This window comes from Streptomyces solincola (assembly GCF_002982015.1).
GTDB lineage: Bacteria > Actinomycetota > Actinomycetes > Streptomycetales > Streptomycetaceae > Streptomyces > Streptomyces solincola.
On record NZ_PVLV01000035.1, the window covers coordinates 1 to 18,436 of the forward strand.

At 72.9% G+C, this 18,436-nt stretch carries 17 protein-coding genes; 7 read left to right on the forward strand and 10 right to left on the reverse strand.

Annotated elements, in window-relative coordinates:
• Positions 1 to 211: 211 nt before the first annotated feature.
• The 7 genes from C6N75_RS02575 to C6N75_RS02605 form a co-directional block, all read right to left on the reverse strand.
• On the reverse strand, positions 212 to 685 hold the full coding sequence (locus tag C6N75_RS02575; protein WP_105867188.1) for a hypothetical protein: 474 nt from the start codon (positions 683 to 685) through the stop codon (positions 212 to 214).
• A gap of 225 nt (positions 686 to 910) precedes the next feature.
• Positions 911 to 2,329, reverse strand: coding sequence for an NAD(P)/FAD-dependent oxidoreductase (locus C6N75_RS02580; RefSeq protein ID WP_105867189.1), 1,419 nt, complete (start codon positions 2,327 to 2,329; stop codon positions 911 to 913).
• Positions 2,330 to 2,354: 25 nt separating this feature from the next.
• Entirely contained in the window at positions 2,355 to 3,158 is an 804-nt protein-coding gene (locus tag C6N75_RS02585) for an ABC transporter permease (RefSeq protein ID WP_105867190.1), read from the reverse strand.
• Positions 3,158 to 4,102 (reverse strand): ABC transporter permease, encoded by a 945-nt coding sequence (locus C6N75_RS02590; RefSeq protein ID WP_105867191.1) that lies wholly within the window; start codon positions 4,100 to 4,102, stop codon positions 3,158 to 3,160. Before C6N75_RS02590 ends, C6N75_RS02585 begins: the two co-directional genes overlap by 1 nt.
• On the reverse strand, positions 4,099 to 5,256 hold the full coding sequence (locus tag C6N75_RS02595) for an ABC transporter ATP-binding protein (RefSeq protein WP_105867192.1): 1,158 nt from the start codon (positions 5,254 to 5,256) through the stop codon (positions 4,099 to 4,101). The genes C6N75_RS02590 and C6N75_RS02595 overlap by 4 nt, the downstream gene beginning before the upstream one ends.
• A gap of 84 nt (positions 5,257 to 5,340) precedes the next feature.
• Positions 5,341 to 6,588, reverse strand: a complete 1,248-nt coding sequence (locus C6N75_RS02600) for a polyamine ABC transporter substrate-binding protein (RefSeq protein WP_105867193.1) — start codon at positions 6,586 to 6,588, stop codon at positions 5,341 to 5,343.
• A gap of 262 nt (positions 6,589 to 6,850) precedes the next feature.
• A complete protein-coding gene (locus C6N75_RS02605; RefSeq protein WP_105867194.1) occupies positions 6,851 to 8,419 on the reverse strand; it encodes a gamma-aminobutyraldehyde dehydrogenase in 1,569 nt (522 codons plus the stop codon).
• Positions 8,420 to 8,708: 289 nt separating this feature from the next.
• Here C6N75_RS02605 and C6N75_RS02610 point away from each other — a divergent pair, with 289 nt between their 5' ends.
• On the forward strand, positions 8,709 to 9,269 hold the full coding sequence (locus C6N75_RS02610; RefSeq protein WP_105867195.1) for an NADAR family protein: 561 nt from the start codon (positions 8,709 to 8,711) through the stop codon (positions 9,267 to 9,269).
• A 79-nt stretch (positions 9,270 to 9,348) separates the two neighbouring features.
• On the opposite strand, the gene C6N75_RS02615 is transcribed toward C6N75_RS02610, so the two are convergent.
• Positions 9,349 to 10,065 (reverse strand): DUF4190 domain-containing protein, encoded by a 717-nt coding sequence (locus tag C6N75_RS02615; protein WP_105867204.1) that lies wholly within the window; start codon positions 10,063 to 10,065, stop codon positions 9,349 to 9,351.
• Between the two features lie 126 nt (positions 10,066 to 10,191).
• Here C6N75_RS02615 and C6N75_RS02620 point away from each other — a divergent pair, with 126 nt between their 5' ends.
• A complete protein-coding gene (locus C6N75_RS02620) occupies positions 10,192 to 11,217 on the forward strand; it encodes an adenosine deaminase (protein WP_105867196.1) in 1,026 nt (341 codons plus the stop codon).
• Positions 11,202 to 12,008, forward strand: a complete 807-nt coding sequence (locus tag C6N75_RS02625) for a glycerophosphodiester phosphodiesterase (RefSeq protein WP_105867197.1) — start codon at positions 11,202 to 11,204, stop codon at positions 12,006 to 12,008. The genes C6N75_RS02620 and C6N75_RS02625 overlap by 16 nt, the downstream gene beginning before the upstream one ends.
• On the opposite strand, the gene C6N75_RS02630 is transcribed toward C6N75_RS02625, so the two are convergent.
• Positions 11,950 to 12,483: a hypothetical protein gene (locus tag C6N75_RS02630; RefSeq protein WP_105867198.1), complete on the reverse strand. Its 534-nt coding sequence runs from the start codon at positions 12,481 to 12,483 to the stop codon at positions 11,950 to 11,952. The two genes, C6N75_RS02625 and C6N75_RS02630, sit on opposite strands and share 59 nt — an antisense overlap.
• A 151-nt stretch (positions 12,484 to 12,634) precedes the next feature.
• On the reverse strand, positions 12,635 to 14,071 hold the full coding sequence (locus tag C6N75_RS02635) for a gamma-aminobutyraldehyde dehydrogenase (RefSeq protein WP_105867199.1): 1,437 nt from the start codon (positions 14,069 to 14,071) through the stop codon (positions 12,635 to 12,637).
• Between the two features lie 218 nt (positions 14,072 to 14,289).
• Here C6N75_RS02635 and C6N75_RS02640 point away from each other — a divergent pair, with 218 nt between their 5' ends.
• From C6N75_RS02640 to C6N75_RS02655, 4 genes are all read left to right on the forward strand, one after another.
• Entirely contained in the window at positions 14,290 to 14,781 is a 492-nt protein-coding gene (locus C6N75_RS02640; RefSeq protein WP_181160300.1) for an Lrp/AsnC family transcriptional regulator, read from the forward strand.
• Entirely contained in the window at positions 14,766 to 16,145 is a 1,380-nt protein-coding gene (locus C6N75_RS02645) for an aspartate aminotransferase family protein (RefSeq protein WP_105867201.1), read from the forward strand. The genes C6N75_RS02640 and C6N75_RS02645 overlap by 16 nt, the downstream gene beginning before the upstream one ends.
• Positions 16,146 to 16,397: 252 nt before the next feature.
• Positions 16,398 to 17,135, forward strand: coding sequence for an ABC transporter ATP-binding protein (locus C6N75_RS02650; RefSeq protein WP_105867202.1), 738 nt, complete (start codon positions 16,398 to 16,400; stop codon positions 17,133 to 17,135).
• On the forward strand, positions 17,117 to 18,271 hold the full coding sequence (locus C6N75_RS02655) for a hypothetical protein (protein WP_105867203.1): 1,155 nt from the start codon (positions 17,117 to 17,119) through the stop codon (positions 18,269 to 18,271). The genes C6N75_RS02650 and C6N75_RS02655 overlap by 19 nt, the downstream gene beginning before the upstream one ends.
• The last annotated feature ends 165 nt before the right edge of the window (positions 18,272 to 18,436 follow it).

Genomic DNA, 18,436 nt, shown 5'->3' on the forward strand with positions numbered 1-18,436 from the left:
ACGACCCGTCCGTGCTGGAACTCGCCCTGCACGAGGCGGCGGCGAGCAGCGGGGCGGGGGCGGATCTGGACGTGGCGGCGCGACGGGGAGTGCGGTGCACGACTGCCTCCGGGCAGGGGGGAGTTGGGGTGCGGCACCGCACAGATTTGGTCCAGACCAATGCGGTTGTCAAGGGGTGCGGCACACCCCCTCGTCAGTCGGGCCACGCCGTTCAGGGCCCCGCCGCCGCCTCGTGCAGGGCGAGTTCCAGCACGGACGGGTCGTTGAGGGTGCCCCGGCCGTCCGGGAGGACCAACCAGCGTCCGCCGGCCGGGGCTCGGGCCGGGTGCGGGGCGGCGATCCAGCTTCCGGGCCCGGCGGCTCGGATCCCGGTGCCGAACCAGCGGGCGGCCGTGCCGGGCGGGACGAAGAAGCCCAGCCGCCCCTCCCCCACCCCGGCGAGCACCGGGCCCGGCCGGGCGGCGAGCCGGGACAGCACCGCCAGCGCGGCCAGCCCCAGGTCCCCCGGGGTGATCAGCACGTCCCAGCGCCGCCCGGCCGGCAGCAGCACCACGCCCAGCGGGCCGCGCTCCCACTCCCAGCGGCAGGCGCCGGGGTCGGGGGCGGCCCCGGCCAGCCAGTCGACGGCGGCCCGCACCTGCTCGGCCGCCGCGTCCCCGTCTCGTCCCCGTGTGCCGGTCGTCATCGTCCGCGCCTCCCCGCATCCGTGCATCCGTGTGCCCCGCGCCGGCCGGTCGGGCGGCGCACTCACCCGAACGGACGACAAGCGGCGCGGAAGATGACGCGGGTTCCCGGGATCTTCGGTGGTGAAGGAGGCACCCGAGGGCGCGAAGAGGGGCGCTCATAGGATGGACGCCCCTCCGCGCCGGCCCGGACGGGATGCCGCCGCCGTCCCGTCCCGTGCGGCCGGCTAGCTGTCGAAGCCGAGCCCCAGCTTGTCCATGGTCTTCAGCCAGAGGTTGCGCCGGCCGCCGTTGGCGTCGGCGCGGGCCAGCGACCACTTGGTGAGCCCGATGCCGGCCCAGGCGATCGGCTCCGGCGGGAACGGCAGCGGCTTGGAGCGGACCATCTCCAGCTCGGTGCGCTCGGTCGCCTCACCGGCCAGCAGGTCCAGCATCACGTCCGCGCCGAACCGGGTCGCCCCGACGCCGAGCCCGGTGTACCCCTGCGCGTAGGCGACCCGGCCGCCGTGCGCGGTGCCGAAGAACGCCGAGAAGCGCGAGCAGGTGTCGATCGCGCCGCCCCAGGCGTGGCTGAAGCGGACCCCCTCCAACTGCGGGAAGCAGGTGAAGAAGTGCTCGGCCAGCTTCAGCGAGGTCTCCGGGCGCTGGTCGCGCTCGGCGCTCACCCGGCCGCCGAAGGGGTAGATCGCGTCGTAGCCGCCCCACAGGATCCGGTTGTCGGCGGACAGCCGGAAGTAGTGGAACTGGTTGGCGCTGTCGCCCAGCCCCTGGCGGCCCCGCCAGCCGATCGAGGCGAGCTGCTCCCCGCTGAGCGGCTCGGTCATCAGGGCGTAGTCGTAGACCGGGACGGTGTAGTGCCGCAGCCGCTTGACCAGCGAGGGGAAGACGTTGGTGCCGAGCGCGACCTGCCGGGCCAGCACCCGGCCGTAGTCGGTGCGCACCGCCATCCCGGAGCCGGCCCGCACCAGGTCCAGGCCGCGGGTGTTCTCGAAGATGCGGACGCCCAGGCTCAGGCAGGCGGCCTTCAGGCCCCAGGCGAGCTTGGCCGGGTCGACCAGGGCGACCCCGCGCCGGTCCCACAGGCCGCCGAGGAAGGTGGGCGAGTCGACCTCGGCGCGCATCCGGTCCCGGTCCAGCAGTTCCAGGCCGCCGGCCAGACCGAGCTTGTCGGCCTCGGCGTACATCTCGGCCAGCTCCTGGACCTGGTGGGGTTCGGTGGCCACGTCGATCTCGCCGGTGCGCTCGAAGGCGCAGTCGATCCCGTACGCCTCCACCGCCTGCTCGATGGCGTCCAGGTTGGCCTCGCCGAGCCGCTCCAGGGTGGCCAGCTCGCCGGGCCAGCGGGCCAGCCCGTTGCCCAGGCCGTGGGTGAGGGAGGCGGCGCAGAAGCCGCCGTTGCGGCCGGAGGCGGCCCAGCCCACCTCGCGGCCCTCGATGAGCACCACGTCCCGTCCGGGGTCGCGCTCCTTGGCGATCAGCGCCGTCCACAGCCCGCTGTAGCCGCCGCCGACGACCAGCAGGTCGCAGGTCTCGCTGCCGGTGAGGGCGGGCAGCGCGCCGGGCTTGCCGGGGTCCTCCAGCCAGAACGGGACGGGCTGGGCGTCCGAGAGCGATCGTGCAGCGGTCCGCATGGCGACGGGGGCCATGGCTTCCAACTCCCTCAGGGGTCGTTCAGGGTTGCGTGGCGCGGTCGCGCCGGCGGGCCAGCAACTGGCCCGCGACGACCACCAGCACCGCGATGGCGAACATCGCCGTGCCGATGACGTTGATCTGGACGGGCGTGCCGCGCTGTGCCGAGCCCCAGACGAACATGGGGAAGGTCACGGTGGAGCCCGCGTTGAAGTTGGTGATGATGAAGTCGTCGAACGACAGGGCGAAGGCGAGCAGCGCGCCGGCCGCGATGCCGGGGGCGGCGATCGGCAGGGTCACGCGCAGGAAGGTCTGCACCGGCCCGGCGTACAGGTCGCGGGCGGCCTCCTCCAGCCGCGGGTCCATCGACATCACCCGGGCCTTGACGGCGGTGACGACGAAGGACAGGCAGAACATGATGTGGGCGATCAGCACCGTCCAGAAGCCCAGCTGGGCGCCGAGGTTCAGGAACAGCGTCAGCAGCGAGGCGGCCATGACCACCTCGGGCATCGCCATCGGCAGGAAGATCAGCGAGTTGATCGCGCCGCGCGCCCGGAAGCGGTAGCGGACCAGGGCGAAGGCGATCATCGTGCCGAGGACGGTCGCGCCGAGGGTGGCCCAGGCGGCGATCTGGAGCGAGAGCGCGAGCGAGCCGCACATGTCGGCCACCCCGCACGGGTCGCGCCAGGCGGCGGTGGAGAACTCCCGCCAGGCGTAGTTGAAGCGGCCGGCCGGGTCGTTGAAGGAGAACACCATCACGACGACGTTCGGCAGGATGAGGTAGGCGAGCGTGAGCAGGCCGGCGAAGACGACCAGCCGGCGGCGGATCCAGCCAAGCAGCACCATCAGACCAGGTCCTCCGTTCCGGCCCGCCGGATGTAGACGGTGACCATGATGAGCACCACGGCCATGAGGATGAACGACAGCGCGGCCGCGGTCGGGTAGTCGAGCACCCGGAGGAACTGCGACTGGATGACGTTGCCGACCATCTTCGTGTCGGTGGAGCCCAGCAGCTCGGCGTTGACGTAGTCGCCGCTGGCCGGGATGAAGGTGAGCAGGGTGCCGGAGACCACGCCGGGCATCGACAGCGGGAACGTCACCTTGCGGAAGGTGGTGGCCGGCGAGGCGTACAGGTCGCGGGCGGCCTCGTGCAGCCGGCCGTCGATGCGCTCCAGCGAGGTGTAGAGCGGCAGGATCATGAACGGCAGGAAGTTGTACGTCAGGCCGCAGACCACCGCCATCGGGGTGGCCAGCACCCGGTCGCCCTGGGTCCAGCCCAGCCAGTCGGTGACGTCCAGGACGTGCAGCGCGTCCAGCGCGCCGACCACCGCGCCGCCGTCGGCCAGGATCGTCTTCCAGGCCAGCGTGCGGATCAGGAAGCTGGTGAAGAACGGGGCGATCACCAGCACCAGGACCAGGTTGCGCCAGCGCCCCGCCTTGAAGGCGATCAGATACGCCAGCGGGTAGCCGAGCAGCAGGCACAGCACGGTGGCGGTGCCGGCGTACAGCAGCGAGCGCACGTACTGCGGGTAGTACTCGGCCAGCGCGTCCCAGTAGGTGGCGAAGTGCCAGGTGACCTCGAAGCCCTGCTCCAGCGAACCGGTCTGCACCGAGGTGGACGCCTGGTAGACCAGCGGCAGCGCGAAGAAGACGACCAGCCACAGGATGCCGGGCAGCAGCAGCCAGTACGGGACCAGCCGGCGGCGGGTCGGCGGCTTGCGCACCTGGTCGGCGGTCGGGGCGGTGGTCAGCGGCGGCGGGTCCTTCTCGACCGTGGCGGTGCCGGTCATGCGGCGTCCTCCACCTTCTGGGTGCCGGCGTCGATGGCCTGCCCGGCGTCCAGACCGAAGGTGTGGGCCGGGTTCCAGTGCAGGACGACCTCGGCGCCGGGGGCGAGCCGGGAGTCGCGCTCGACGTTCTGCTCGTACACCTGGAGGCCGCTGCCAGCGGGGCCGTCGACGACGTACTGGGTGGAGACGCCGATGAAGCTGGAGGCGGTGATCCGGCCGGTGATCCGGTTGCGGCCCTCGGGGATGCCGGCGGCGTCGTCGGCGTGCGCCAGGCTGATCTTCTCGGGGCGGACGCCGACCAGCAGGCTGCCGCCGGGGGCGGTGGCGGCCCGGCATCGCGCGGCCGGCAGCTTCAGCTTGCCGCCGCCGGCGCTGACCACCAGGTCCTCGGCGGAGCTCTCCACTATCCCGGCGGTGATCAGGTTGGAGGTGCCGAGGAAGTTGGCGACGAAGGTGGTGCCCGGGTTCTCGTAGAGGTCGGCCGGCGCGCCGAGCTGCTCGACCCGGCCGCCGTTCATCACCGCGACCTGGTCGGCCATGGTCATGGCCTCCTCCTGGTCGTGGGTGACGTGCACGAAGGTGATGCCGACCTCGGTCTGGATGCGCTTGAGTTCCAGCTGCATCTGGCGGCGCAGCTTGAGGTCCAAGGCGCCCAGCGGCTCGTCGAGCAGCAGCACCTGGGGGTGGTTGATCAGGGCGCGGGCCACCGCCACCCGCTGCTGCTGGCCGCCGGAGAGCTGGTGCGGCCGCTGCTGGGCCCGGTCGCCCAACTGCACCAGGTCGAGCATCTCGCCGACCTGCTTCCTCACCGACTTGACGCCCCGGCGGCGCAGCCCGAAGGCGACGTTCTCGTAGATGCTCAGGTGCGGGAAGAGCGCGTACGACTGGAAGACGGTGTTCACCGGCCGCTTGTAGGGCGGCAGGTCGGTGACGTCCCTCCCGCCGAGCCGGACGGTGCCGGTGGTGGGGTCCTCCAGGCCGGCGATCATCCGCAGGGTGGTGGTCTTGCCGCAGCCGGACGCGCCGAGCAGGGCGAAGAACGAGCCCTGCGGGATGGTGAGGTCCAGCGGGTGCACGGCGGTGAACGAGCCGTAGGTCTTGCTGATCCCGGTCAGACGGACGTCGCCGCCGGTGCTGTCAGTGTCAGTCGTCATGGATTGCGGTCCCAGGGGTGTCGGGTCGGGGATGCGGCGGCGGCCCGGCCCCGCGTGCGGTCGCGGGGTGCGGGCGGGCGGTGGCTAGGCTCCGGTGATCTTGGCGAACTTCTGCTCGTACGCCGTCTCCTCGTCGGCGCTGAGCGAGCGGAAGGCGTGGGACTTCGCGGCCATCGCCTTGTCGGGGAGGATCAGCGTGTTCTTCGCCAGCTCGGGGTCGATCCTGGACAGTTCGCCCCGTACGCCGTCGACCGGGCAGACGTAGTTGATGTAGGCGGCGAGCCGGGCCGCGTTGGGCAGCTCGTAGTAGTAGTCGATCAGCTTCTCGGCGTTGGTCTTGTGCCGCGCCCCGGCCGGGACCAGCAGGTTGTCGGTGGAGGTGATGTAGCCGGCGGACGGGATGGCGAAGCGGATGTCGGGGTTGTCGGCCTGGAGCTGGATGACGTCCCCGGCCCAGGCCAGGCAGGCGGCGATGTCGCCCTTGGAGAGGTCGGCGGTGTAGTCGTTGCCGGTGAAGCGGCGTATCTGGGAGGTGTCCACGGCCTTCTTCAGCCGCCCGGCGGCGGCGTCGAAGTCGGCGTCGGTGAACGCCCCCGGGTCCTTGCCGAGGTCGAGCAGGGTCATCCCGACGGAGTCCCGCATCTCGGAGAGGAAGGACACCTTCCCCTTCAGCTTCGGGTCGTCCAGGAGCTGGGTGACCGAGTCCACCTTCCGCCCGCCGGTGGCCTTCACGTTGTACGCGATCACCGTGGAGATGCCGGTCCACGGGTAGGAGTAGGCGCGGCCCGGGTCCCAGTCGGGGCGGCGGAACTGGGCGGAGAGGTTGGCGTAGGCGTTCGGCAGGTTGCCGGGGTCCAGCGGCTGCGCCCAGCCGAGCCGGATGATCCGGGCGGCCAGCCAGTCGGTGACGCAGATCAGGTCCCGCCCGGTGTCCTGTCCGGCGGCCAGCTGCGGCTGGATCTTGCCGAAGAACTCGACGTTGTCGTTGATGTCCTCGGTGTACTTGACCGCGATGCCGGTGCGCCGGGTGAAGTCCTGGAGGCTGGGCCGGCTCTTCTCGTCGTCGCTGACGTCGATGTACTGCGTCCAGTTGGAGAAGGTGAGCCGCTTCTCCTTCGCCGAGTGGTCGGTGTCCGCCGGTCCGCCGCCCTCCCGCTTGGCCGGCGGGATGCCGCAGCCGCTGAGGGCGGCGAGCGAGCCCGCGGCCAGCGCCCCGTATCCGGTGGCGCGCAGCAGCGAGCGCCGGGTGAGGGCGCCCCGGCCGCTGGCCAGGCTTCGCCGCATGGCGGCCGCCTGGGCCGCGGAGAGGCTTTCGGGCTGGTACTGCTCCATGCGGCGGTGCCTTTCGGACGGGACCGGTGGGGAGGACGTGCGGACCGGTGGCTTCCGGGGTGCGGTGAGGTGGCAGGAGGTGCGAGGCGGGGGCGGCGGGAAGGCTCCCGGGGCCCCGGCAGGTGTCCGTCTTGCGGACCGCGCCGTCCGCTGTGCGGGGCATCAGTTCACACGGGCCGGGGCGCGGGGTCCAGAGCCCTTCCGGCATCCGGGACGCCCGGCCGGACGGCGCCGAGGAGGGCGGCCCCTCGGCGCTCCCGGCTCAGCGGTCGCCGAACACCGTGCGGTGCCAGTCCTTCCTGGCCACCGCCGTGTTGTCCAGCATCACGTGCTTGACCTGCGTGTACTCCTCGAAGGAGTAGCTGGACATGTCCTTGCCGAAGCCGGACGCCTTGTATCCGCCGTGCGGCATCTCGCTGAGGATCGGGATGTGGTCGTTGACCCAGACGCAGCCGGCCTTGATCTCCCGGGTGGCCCGGCCGGCCCGGTAGACGTCCCGGGTCCAGGCGGAGGCGGCCAGCCCGTAGGGGGTGTCGTTGGCCAGCGCCAGCCCCTCCTCGTCGGAGTCGAAGGGCAGCACCACCAGCACCGGGCCGAAGATCTCGGCCTGGACGATCTCGCTGTCCTGCGCCGCCCCGGTGATCAGGGTCGGCCGGTAGTAGGCGCCCGCGTTGTGCGGGGCGACCCCGCCGGTGACCACGGTGGCGTAGGACCGGGCCCGGTCCACGAAGCCGGCCACCCGGTCCCGCTGGGCGTGGCTGATCAGCGGGCCGAGGTCGGTGCCGTCCTCGAACGGGTCGCCCAGCCGGACGGCGGCCATCAGGTCGGCGACCCCGCTGACGAAGGCGTCGTACAGCGGGCGCTGGACGTAGGCGCGGGTGGCGGCGGTGCAGTCCTGGCCCGTGTTGATCAGGGCGCCGGCGACCGCGCCGTTGACCGCGGCCTCCAGGTCGGCGTCGTCGAACACCACGAAGGGGGCCTTGCCGCCCAGCTCCAGGTGGAGCCGCTTGACGGTGGAGGTGGCCAGTTCGGCGACCCGCTTGCCGACGGCGGTGGAGCCGGTGAAGGACGTCATCGCCACGTGCGGGTGGGACACCAGGTGCTCGCCGGCGTCCAGGCCGGCGCCGGTGACGATGTTGACCACGCCGTCCGGGATGCCCGCCGCGGTGGCCGCCTCGGCGAAGATCAGCGAGGTCAGCGGGGTCAGCTCGGCGGGCTTGAGCACGATGGTGTTGCCCGCGGCGATGGCCGGCAGCACCTTCCAGGCGGCCATCTGGAGCGGGTAGTTCCAGGGGGCGATGGAGCCCACCACGCCGATCGGCTCGCGGCGGACGTACGAGGTGTGGTCGCCGCTGTACTCGCCGGCCGACTGGCCCTGGAGGTGGCGGGCTGCGCCGGCGAAGAAGGCGGTGTTGTCGATCGTGCCGGGCACGTCGAACTCGCGGGTGAGCTTGAGCGGCTTGCCGCACTGGAGGGACTCGGCGCGGGCCAGGTCCTCGGCGCGGGCGTCCAGCTCGGCGGCGAACCGGTGCATGGCCTCGGAGCGCTCGCCGGGGGTGGCCCCGGCCCAGCCCGGCAGCGCGTCGCGGGCGGCGGCCACCGCCGCGTCCACGTCGGCCGGCCCGGCCAGCTCGTAGGTCAGCACGTCCTGGCCGGTGGCCGGGTCGACGATGGTGTGCTTCCGGCCGGAGGTCCCCGGCCGCAGCGCGCCGCCGACGTGGTTGGCTCCGGCGGCGAACTGCTCCAGCCCGGGGAAGCGGTCGGCCGGCCTGCGGTCCGGCCCCTGGCGGCCGGGCTCCTGCCGGTGGTCCGGCTCCTGGCGGTTGCCCATGGCGTTCTCCGTGTCCCAGTTGTCCAGCGGATCGGTCCGCCGGGCCCCGGCTCGTCCGGCGGGTGCCGTCGGGACCCGGTGTCCGGCTGAGGTGTCCGGCGGTCGTCCGGCGCTTTACTCCAGTGTTGCGCCGGCCTGAATTGAGTGCCGATCCTGGCAGAGGGGCGCTGACCAGCCAAGGGATTCCGTCGTTGCCTTTTGGTTACGCGACGGATTCGGTCGACCATGTGTCGGGTGGGCGGGCGAATACCCGTACGCATTGTCCGTGGCGGCTGCGAGACTCGCGTGCATGGGGAAGATCGACGCGTTGCAGGCCCGGATCGAGCGCGGGGAGCAGGTGCGGTTCCTGCCCTTCTGGGGGCACCGGCCGCGGCCGGACGGCAGGCTGGGGCCGAGCTGCCTGAGCCAGTGGTGGCCCTCCCCCTTCACCGTCGAAGGGGTGGAGTACGCCACCGCCGAGCACTGGATGATGGCCGGGAAGGCCCGCCTCTTCGGGGACGCGGAGGCGGAGCGGCAGGCGGTGCGGGCGCCGGACCCGGCGCTGGCCAAGAAGGCGGGGCGGCAGGTGCGCGGCTTCGACGAGGACGTCTGGGCGCGCGAGCGGTTCGGCCTGGTGGTGGCGGGCAGCACGCACAAGTTCGCCGCCGATCCGGCGCTCACCGCCTATCTGCTGTCCACCGGCGAGCGGGTCCTGGTGGAGGCGAGCCCGCTGGACCGCGTGTGGGGCGTCGGGCTGCCCGCCGACGACGAGCGCATCCTGCGGCCGGCGCACTGGCGCGGGCTGAACCTGCTGGGCTTCGCCCTGATGGAGGCCCGCGAGGAGCTGCGGGCCCGGGCGGCGGCGGTGTGACGGCCGCATGGGACGGGGGCGGTGCGCGGGTGCGCGGGGCCGGGGCGGCCGGAGCGTCCGCCGCCCGGGCGGCGCGGGGTCAGCGCGGCGCGGCGGCGGGCTGGCTCAGCGCCGAGCCGTACGGGTAGGGGTCGGGGTCGGAGCCGTCGCCGCCGTCCTGGTTGACGGCCCAGACCAGGAACGCCAGGAAGGCCGCGCCGGCCGCGATGGCCACCGAGCCGAGGATCACGCCGGCCAGGGCCATGCCCCCGTTGTTCGCCTCGCCCCGCTTGGCCTTGTTGCGTCCGATGATGCCGAAGATCAGCGCCAGGATGCCGAGGAGGACGCCCAGCCCCCAGGCGCAGAACATCACCACGGCGACGATGCCGAGGACCATGGCGGTGATGCCCATGCCGTTGGACTGGCCGCCGGACCCCCAGGCGCCGTAGCCCGGGTATCCCGGGTAGCCGGGCCCGGGGGCGGGCGCGGGCGGGTAGCCGTAGCCGGCGGAGGTGGCCGTGAGGTCGGGGCGGCCGTAGCCGCCGGACGTCGCGGCCGGGTCCGGGTAGCCGTAGCCGCCGGGGGGCGCGGCCGGGTCCGGGTAGCCGTGGCCGTAGCCGCCCGGCATGGTCGGGGAGGGACCGCCGGGGGCGAGCGGCGGGGGCGGCACCTCGCCGTCCGCGCCGGGCAGGGAGGTCACCGTCGGGAAGTCGTGCACCCCAGGCGGCGGGGTCGCCGGCGGGTCGGCCGGCCGCTCCCGGGGCGTCCCGCCCTCGGGCGGCGCCCACGGGTCGTGCGGGTCGCGCTTGTCAGACATGAACTCCCCCATCCGTGTACCGGTCATGCTAACCGGCCGTCCTACGATGACCTCTGACCAGCCTCGCGGCCCGTACACCCCGATCCGCACCCCCGCCGCACCGCGTACCGCCACCGGAGGAAGCCGATGTCCGAACTGCGCCCCTTCATCGCCGGGTTGCCCAAGGCCGAGCTGCACGTGCACCACGTGGGCTCGGCCTCGCCGCGGATCGTGGCCGAGCTGGCCGCCCGGCACCCCGACTCCCAGGTGCCCACCGATCCGGAGGCGCTGGTCGACTACTTCGTCTTCACCGACTTCGCGCACTTCATCGACGTCTACCTGTCGGTGGTGGACCTGGTCCGCACCCCCGAGGACGTCCGGCTGCTGACCTTCGAGGTGGCCCGGGACATGGCCCGGCAGAACATCCGGTACGCCGAGCTGACCGTCACCCCCTTCAGCTCCACCCGGCGCGGGATCGACGAGAAGGCGTTCATGGACGCCATCGAGGACGCCCGGCGCGCGGCCGAGAAGGAGCTGGGGGTGGTGCTGCGCTGGATCTTCGACATCCCCGGCGAGGCCGGCCTGGAGGCGGCGGAGGAGACCTGCCGGCTCGCGGTGGACCTGCGGCCCGAGGGGCTGGTCGGCTTCGGGCTCGGCGGCCCGGAGATCGGGGTGCCGCGCCCCCAGTTCAAGCCGTACTTCGACCGGGCGCGCGCGGCCGGGCTGCACTCGGTGCCGCACGCCGGGGAGACCACCGGTCCGCAGACGGTCTGGGACGCGCTGACCGAGCTGGGCGCGGAGCGCATCGGCCACGGCACCAGCTCCGTCCGGGACGAGCGGCTGCTGGCGCACCTCGCCGAGCACCGCATCCCGCTGGAGGTCTGCCCCACCTCCAACATCGCCACCCGGGCGGTGGCCGCCATGGACGAGCACCCGCTGCGGAAGATGGTGGAGGCCGGGGTCCTGGTCAGCGTCAACTCCGACGACCCGCCGATGTTCGGCACCGACCTGAACACCGAGTACGAGGTGGCGGCCCGGTTGCTGGAGCTGGACGCGCGGGGCGTGGCGGACCTGGCGAAGCAGGCGGTCGAGGCGTCCTTCCTGGACTTCGCCGGGAAGTCCCGCATCGCGGCCGAGATCGACGCCTACACGGCCGCATGGCTCGCCCGGTAGCCCCCGGCGGCCGCCCCCGGGAGGCGGGGGCGCCGGCGGCCGGTGCCCGTCGGCTCGCCGTGGTCGGGCACCGGGGCGATCCCTACCGGGTGCGGGAGAACACCCTCGCGTCCCTCCGCTCGGCGTTCGCGCACGGCGCGGACGCGGTGGAGACCGACGTACGCCTGACCCGGGACGGCGTGCCGGTGCTGCTGCACGACGACACCACGCGGCGGCTGTGGCGGGTGGACCGCCCGCTGTCCGCGCTCACCCTGGCCGAGCTGCGCGCTGCGACCGGCCCGGAGGACGGGGGCGTGCCGACCCTGGCGGAGGCGCTGGCCGCGACCGAGGGGCGGCGGGTGATGCTGGACCTGCCGGGCGCGACCGAGGAGTCGGTCCGGGCGGTGACCGCGACGGTCCGGGAGTGCGGCGCGGCCGACCGGGCGTACTACTGCTCCAGCGCGTCCGCGATGCTGCTGGTGCGCGCCGCCGACCCGGCCGCCGAGATCGCGCTGACCTGGACGAGCCTGGCCCCGCCGCGCCCGGTCCTGCTGGACGCGCTCGCCCCGCGCTGGCTGAACTACCGCTTCGGGTTGCTGAGCCGGGCGCTGGTGGACCGGGTGCACGGCCAGGGGCTGCTGGTCTCGGCCTGGACCGCCGACACCCGCCGCACCCTGCGCCGTCTGGTCGCGCACGGCGTCGACTCGGTCACCACCAACCGCCCGGATCTGGCCGCGCGGGTGGCGTCGGCCGTCAGGCCGCCGGCTGCATCCGGGGGCCGACCGGCGCGGTCAGGCTCTCCAGGCGCTTGATCAGGCGGCGGACGACGAGCAGCGGCAGGATGCCGAAGACGCCGAAGGACATGTCGATGACCGACCACCAGAAGGGGATGTCCCGGATCGGGCCGCAGATCAGGGCGAGCGGGACGATCCCCGCGCAGGCGATCATGCCGAAGTCGATCACCCAGATGTTGCGCACCGGGTCGCGGTAGGGGCCGTAGAAGGCGACGGCGATGACCAGGTGGGCGAAGGCCAGCCAGTCGGTGCCGTAGAGGAGGAACGGGTAGCGGCCGTCGGCGGTCTCGACGCCCTCCTGGACGCGCAGCATCCACTCCTTCAGGCCGGGGAAGGCGTCGGCGAGGAAGGACGCCCAGCCGTTCAGGGCGTCGACGGCGAGCCGCATCTCGGTGACGAGCGGGAAGGCCGTGAGCCCGCTGAGGGCCAGGCAGACGATGAACAGGACCAGCCACCGGCGTATGCGCCGCTGGAGGGCGCCGACTTCGCTCATGATCGGAAAGACTACGCCGCCGTTTACGCGGCCTTTACACGGCCCCCGCGACCGCGCAGGCACCCGTGCGACCCGGGGACGCGCGCAGGCCCCCGCGGCCGCACGGCTGGGCGTACGGGCGCGGGGGCCTGGCGGTGCGGCGGACGGTCCGTCAGCCGAGGGACGTCATCACGTGCTTGACGCGGGTGTAGTCCTCGAAGCCGTAGGCGGAGAGGTCCTTGCCGTAGCCGGACTTCTTGAAGCCGCCGTGCGGCATCTCGGCGACCAGCGGGATGTGGGTGTTGATCCAGACGCAGCCGAAGTCCAACGCCTTGGACATGCGCATGGCGCGGGCGTGGTCCTTGGTCCAGACGGAGGAGGCCAGGGCGTACTCGACGCCGTTGGCGTACTGGAGGGCCTGGGCCTCGTCGGTGAAGGACTGGACGGTGATGACCGGGCCGAAGACCTCGTTCTGGACGATCTCGTCGTCCTGCTTGAGGCCGGAGACGACGGTGGGGGCGTAGAAGTAGCCCTTGTCGCCGACCCGGTGGCCGCCGGCCTCGACCTTGGCGTGCGCCGGGAGGCGGTCGATGAAGCCGGTGACCTGCTTGAGCTGGTTCTCGTTGTTCAGCGGCCCGTAGAGCACGTCCGCGTCGTCGCTGGCGCCGGTCTTGGTCTCGGACGCGGCCTTGGCCAGCTGGGCGACGAACTCGTCGTGGATGTCCTGGTGGACGAGCACGCGGGTGGCGGCCGTGCAGTCCTGGCCGGCGTTGAAGAAGCCGGCGGTGGAGATGTCCTCGACGGCCTTGGCGATGTCGGTGTCCTCGAAGACCACGACCGGCGCCTTGCCGCCCAGCTCCAGGTGGACGCGCTTGACGTCCTTGGCCGCGGAGGCGGCGACCTGGATGCCGGCGCGTACCGAGCCGGTGATGGAGGCCATCGCGGGCACCGGGTGCTCGACCATGGCGCTGCCGGTGGTGCGGTCGCCGCAGAGCACGTTGAAGACGCCCTTGGGCACGATCGCGCCGATGATCTCGGCGATCAGCACGGTGGAGGCGGGGGTGGTGTCCGAGGGCTTGAGGACCACGGTGTTGCCCGCGGCGAGCGCCGGGGCGAACTTCCACACGGCCATCATCAGCGGGTAGTTCCAGGGGGCGACCTGGGCGCAGACGCCGACCGGCTCGCGGCGGACGATGGAGGTCAGGCCCTCCATGTACTCGCCGGCGGAGCGGCCCTCCAGCAGGCGGGCGGCGCCGGCGAAGAAGCGGATCTGGTCGACCGCCGGGGGGATCTCCTCGGTGCGCATGAGCTCGGTGGGCTTGCCGGTGTTCTCGCACTCGGCGGCGATCAGCTCCTCGGCGCGCTCCTCGAAGGCGTCGGCGATCTTCAGCAGCACCTTCTGGCGTTCGGCCGGGGTGGTGTCGCGCCAGGCCGGGAAGGCGGCCGCGGCGGCCTCCATGGCGGCGTCGACGTCGGCCTGGCCGGACAGCGGGGACGTGGCGTACACCTCGCCGGTGGCCGGGTTGACCACGTCGATGGTCCGTCCGTCGGCGGCGTCCTTGAACTCCCCGTTGATGTAGTTGCGCAGACGACGCAGCTCGGTGGTCACTTGCCACCCCTCCTGTCGGTCTCGGTGCTTGGCGGTGCTCTGGGGTCCGGTGCCGTGGGTGTCCACAGGCTGGACACCTCCACCCTAATAGCTGATGCGACGCTTTCGACAGGGCCGACGCCTCCGAACTTCGGATTCGGTGGCCAAACGGCGTGAGATCAACGAATTACATCAGTCCCGGGTTGCAAGACCGACGGTGTTCGGTGCATGGTGAAGGTGTGGCCAGTCGAAGCGCAGACCCCAGGACCGGGAACGGATCGTCCCCGACGATCGACGCCGTGTCCCTGGCGATCATCGAACAGCTCCAGGAGGACGGACGCCGTCCGTACGCCGCGATAGGCAAGGCCGTCGGCCTCTCCGAGGCCGCGGTGCGCCAGCGCGTGCAGAAGCTCCTCGATCAGGGAGTCATGCAGATCGTCGCCGTGACGGACCCGCTCACCGTGGGCTTCCGCCGCCAGGCGATGGTCGGCATCAACGTCGAGGGCGACCTGGACCCGGTGGCCGAGGCGCTGACCGCGATGGCCGAGTGCGAGTACGTGGTGATGACCGCGGGCTCCTTCGACCTGATGGTGGAGATCGTCTGCGAGGACGACGACCACCTGCTGGATGTGATCAACCGGCGCATCCGCACCCTCCCCGGCGTGCGCTCCACCGAGAGCTTCGTCTACCTCAAGCTCAAGAAGCAGACCTATATGTGGGGAACCCGATAGCCGTGAGCAAGGACCTCTCGAAAACCGCCTACGACCACCTGTGGATGCACTTCACCCGCATGTCGTCGTACGAGAACAGCCCCGTCCCGACCATCGTCCGCGGCGAGGGCACCTACATCTTCGACGACAAGGGCAAGCGCTACCTCGACGGCCTCGCCGGCCTGTTCGTGGTGCAGGCGGGCCACGGCCGCACCGAACTGGCCGAGGCGGCCGCCAAGCAGGCCCAGGAGCTCGCCTTCTTCCCGGTGTGGTCCTACGCCCACCCGAAGGCCGTGGAGCTCGCCGAGCGTCTGGCCCACCACGCCCCCGGCGACCTGAACAAGGTCTTCTTCACCACCGGCGGCGGCGAGGCGGTGGAGACCGCCTGGAAGTTGGCCAAGCAGTACTTCAAGCTGGTCGGCAAGCCCACCAAGCACAAGGTCATCTCCCGCGCGGTCGCCTACCACGGCACCCCTCAGGGCGCGCTGTCCATCACCGGCCTGCCGGGCCTGAAGGCCCCGTTCGAGCCGCTGGTGCCGGGCGCGCACAAGGTGCCCAACACCAACATCTACCGCGCCCCGCTGTTCGGCGACGACCCGGAGGCCTTCGGCCGCTGGGCCGCCGACCAGATCGAGCAGCAGATCCTCTTCGAGGGCCCCGACACCGTCGCCGCGGTCTTCCTGGAGCCGGTGCAGAACGCCGGCGGCTGCTTCCCGCCGCCGCCCGGGTACTTCCAGCGGGTCCGCGAGATCTGCGACCAGTACGACGTGCTGCTCGTCTCCGACGAGGTCATCTGCGCCTTCGGCCGGCTCGGCACGATCTTCGCCTGCGACAAGTTCGACTACGTGCCGGACATGATCACCTGCGCCAAGGGCATGACCTCGGGCTACTCCCCGATCGGCGCCTGCATCATCTCCGACCGGCTCGCCGAGCCCTTCTACAAGGGCGACAACACCTTCCTGCACGGCTACACCTTCGGCGGCCACCCGGTCTCCGCGGCGGTGGGCCTCGCCAACCTCGACATCTTCGAGCGCGAGAACCTCACCCAGCACGTGCTGGACAACGAGGGCGCCTTCCGCGCCACCCTGGACAAGCTCAACGACCTGCCGATCGTCGGCGACGTCCGCGGCAACGGCTTCTTCTACGGCATCGAGCTCGTGAAGGACAAGGTCACCAAGGAGTCCTTCAACGACGAGGAGACCGAGCGCGTCCTGTACGGCTTCCTCTCCAAGGCCCTCTACGACAACGGCCTGTACTGCCGCGCGGACGACCGCGGCGACCCGGTCGTCCAGCTGGCGCCGCCGCTGGTGTCGGACCAGTCCACGTTCGACGAGATCGAGCAGATCCTCCGGGCCACCCTCACCGAGGCCTGGACGAAGCTGTGACCGTGATCGCGCTCGTACGATCGTAGGCTGAACGCGGCCCGGGACCGCCCCCATCCGAGTGAGATGGGCGGTCCCGGGCCGTGTGCTGTCCCGGCAGCCGCCCACCGGCTCCCTACGGTTCCTGTGACCGACCGGCCCCACCCCCACTCCCCCGAACGGGGGAACCCCCGCCGAGGCTCCGCGTCAGCGAGCGCCGGCGACGGTACGGGAGCGGGCGACGACGCAGACAGAACCGATCGCGAGGTGTACGCCATGGTGGCCCCGCCGGACAACGACGTGCTCTGGGCACGCGCCCTGCACTACTCCCCCAACGGCTCCCCCGCGCTCCAGGGGGTCTCCCTCGGCGTCCGCGAGGGCGAGATCCTGGCCGTGTGCGGCCCGCGCGGCAGCGGCAAGAGCAGCCTGCTGCGCTGCCTGTCCGGCCGGCTCGTGCCCGCCGAGGGCGAGGTGTGGTTCAACAGCACCCCGCTGCACACCATGGACCGCCACCAGCGCGAGCAGTTGCGCCGCGAACGCTTCGGCTGGATCGGCACCGAACCGGGCCTGGTGCCCGAACTGACCGGCTGGGAGAACGCCGCCCTGCCGCTGCTGCTGCGCGGCGCCGCCCGCTCCGCCGCCAAGAACGCCGCGCTGGACTGGCTCGACCGGCTCGACGCCGGCGACTGCGCCCGCCGCCGCCCCCACCAGTTGCGCCAGGACCAGTGCCAGCGCATCGCCATCGCCCGCGCGCTGATCACCCTGCCGCCGCTGCTGTTCGCCGACGAGCCGACCGCCGCCCTGCACCGCGCCGACGGCAACCAGGTGCTGCGCACCCTCACCGCCGCCGCCCGCTCGCACCGCATCACCGTGCTGATGACCACCGGCGACCCGGACATCGCCGCGCTCGCCGACCGCACCGTGCACCTGCTGGACGGCCGTCGCATCGGCGCGACGCCGTTCCACGCGGCCACCGGAGCGGAAGGGCGCGACGCGTGCTCGCTCTCCGTCTGACCCGCGGCTCCCACCCCGTCGTCCTGGCCCGGCGGCTGCTGGTCGCCCTCGCCGCCGCCGTCACCGGCTTCCTGCTGCTGTGCGCCCTCGCCTACGCGCTGGTGCGCCCCGGCGGCGGCGCGGCCCCGCCGGCCCGGCTCGCCTGGTGCCTGCTGCCCGTCGCCGCCACCGTCCACCTGGCCCTCGCCGTCGCCCGCACCGACCCCGGCACCCGGCCCCGGCCCGGCCTGTCCGCCATCGGCCTCGGCCCCGCCCGGCTCGCCATGATCGCCGCCGCCGCCACCGCGCTGGCCTGCGTCACCGGCTCCCTGATCGCGCTGGCCGTCTTCCTGCACCTGCGCGGCGACCTCACCGGCTCGCCCTTCGACGGCGCCGCCGCCGACCTCACCGCCGCCGGCCGCCCGCTTCCCCTGCCCGCCGCCCTCACCCTGCTCTCCGTCGTCCCGCTGGCCGCCTCCGCCACCGTCGCCCTGGCCCTGCGCCCCCGCAAGGAGCCGCCGGCCGCCGAACGCGACCCGGACGGCGCCCGCCCCGCCCTGGAGGCCCCGCCCGGCGGACTGCCCTGGGGCGTGGCCGTGGTCGCCCTCGGCCTGGCCGCCGAGACCTACGCGGCCGGCGGCGCCGCCCTGCCCGGCGGCCTGGGCAGCGGCCGCGGGGCCGTCCTCGCCGGCTGGGTCGTCGCCTCCGTCGGCCTGGCCGTCGCCGGCCCGGGCCTCACCCATCTGTGCGGCCGGCTGCTCCAGGTCGGCCGCCCCGGCGCCGCCCGGCTGCTGGCCGGACGGGCCCTGATGACCCAGGCCCGGCGCATCGGCCGCCCCCTCGGCCTGGCCGCCGCCGTCGCCTGCGTCACCCTCGGCGGCACCGTCCTCTACGCCCAGGACGCCTTCCGCCCCTACGGCGACCTCACCGCCCTGGGGGCCGCCCTGGTCGTGCTGTGCGCCGTCGCCACCCTGCTGACCGCCGCCGTGGAGTCCCGCCAGGAACGCGCCGCCACCACCGAGACCCTCGCCGACCTCGGCGCGCCCGCCGCCCTGCTGCGCACCACCGCCGCCCTGCGGGCCGGCGTCCTGCTCGCCGTCTTCCTGCCGCTGACCTGGCTGGTCGCCCGACTGGCCGCCCTGCCCCTGGGGAAGTAGGGCGCTCGTCAGGGTGGCCCGCATGGCCCACTCGTCCGAACACCGCACCGACCACGAGATGGAGACGCTCCCGGAGTTCGACGAGGTGACCGCCCGCGGGCACCCTCGCCGGATTCCGGGCGCAGTCCGTGGACCTCACCGCCCGCGCCCCCCTGCTCCCCGCCC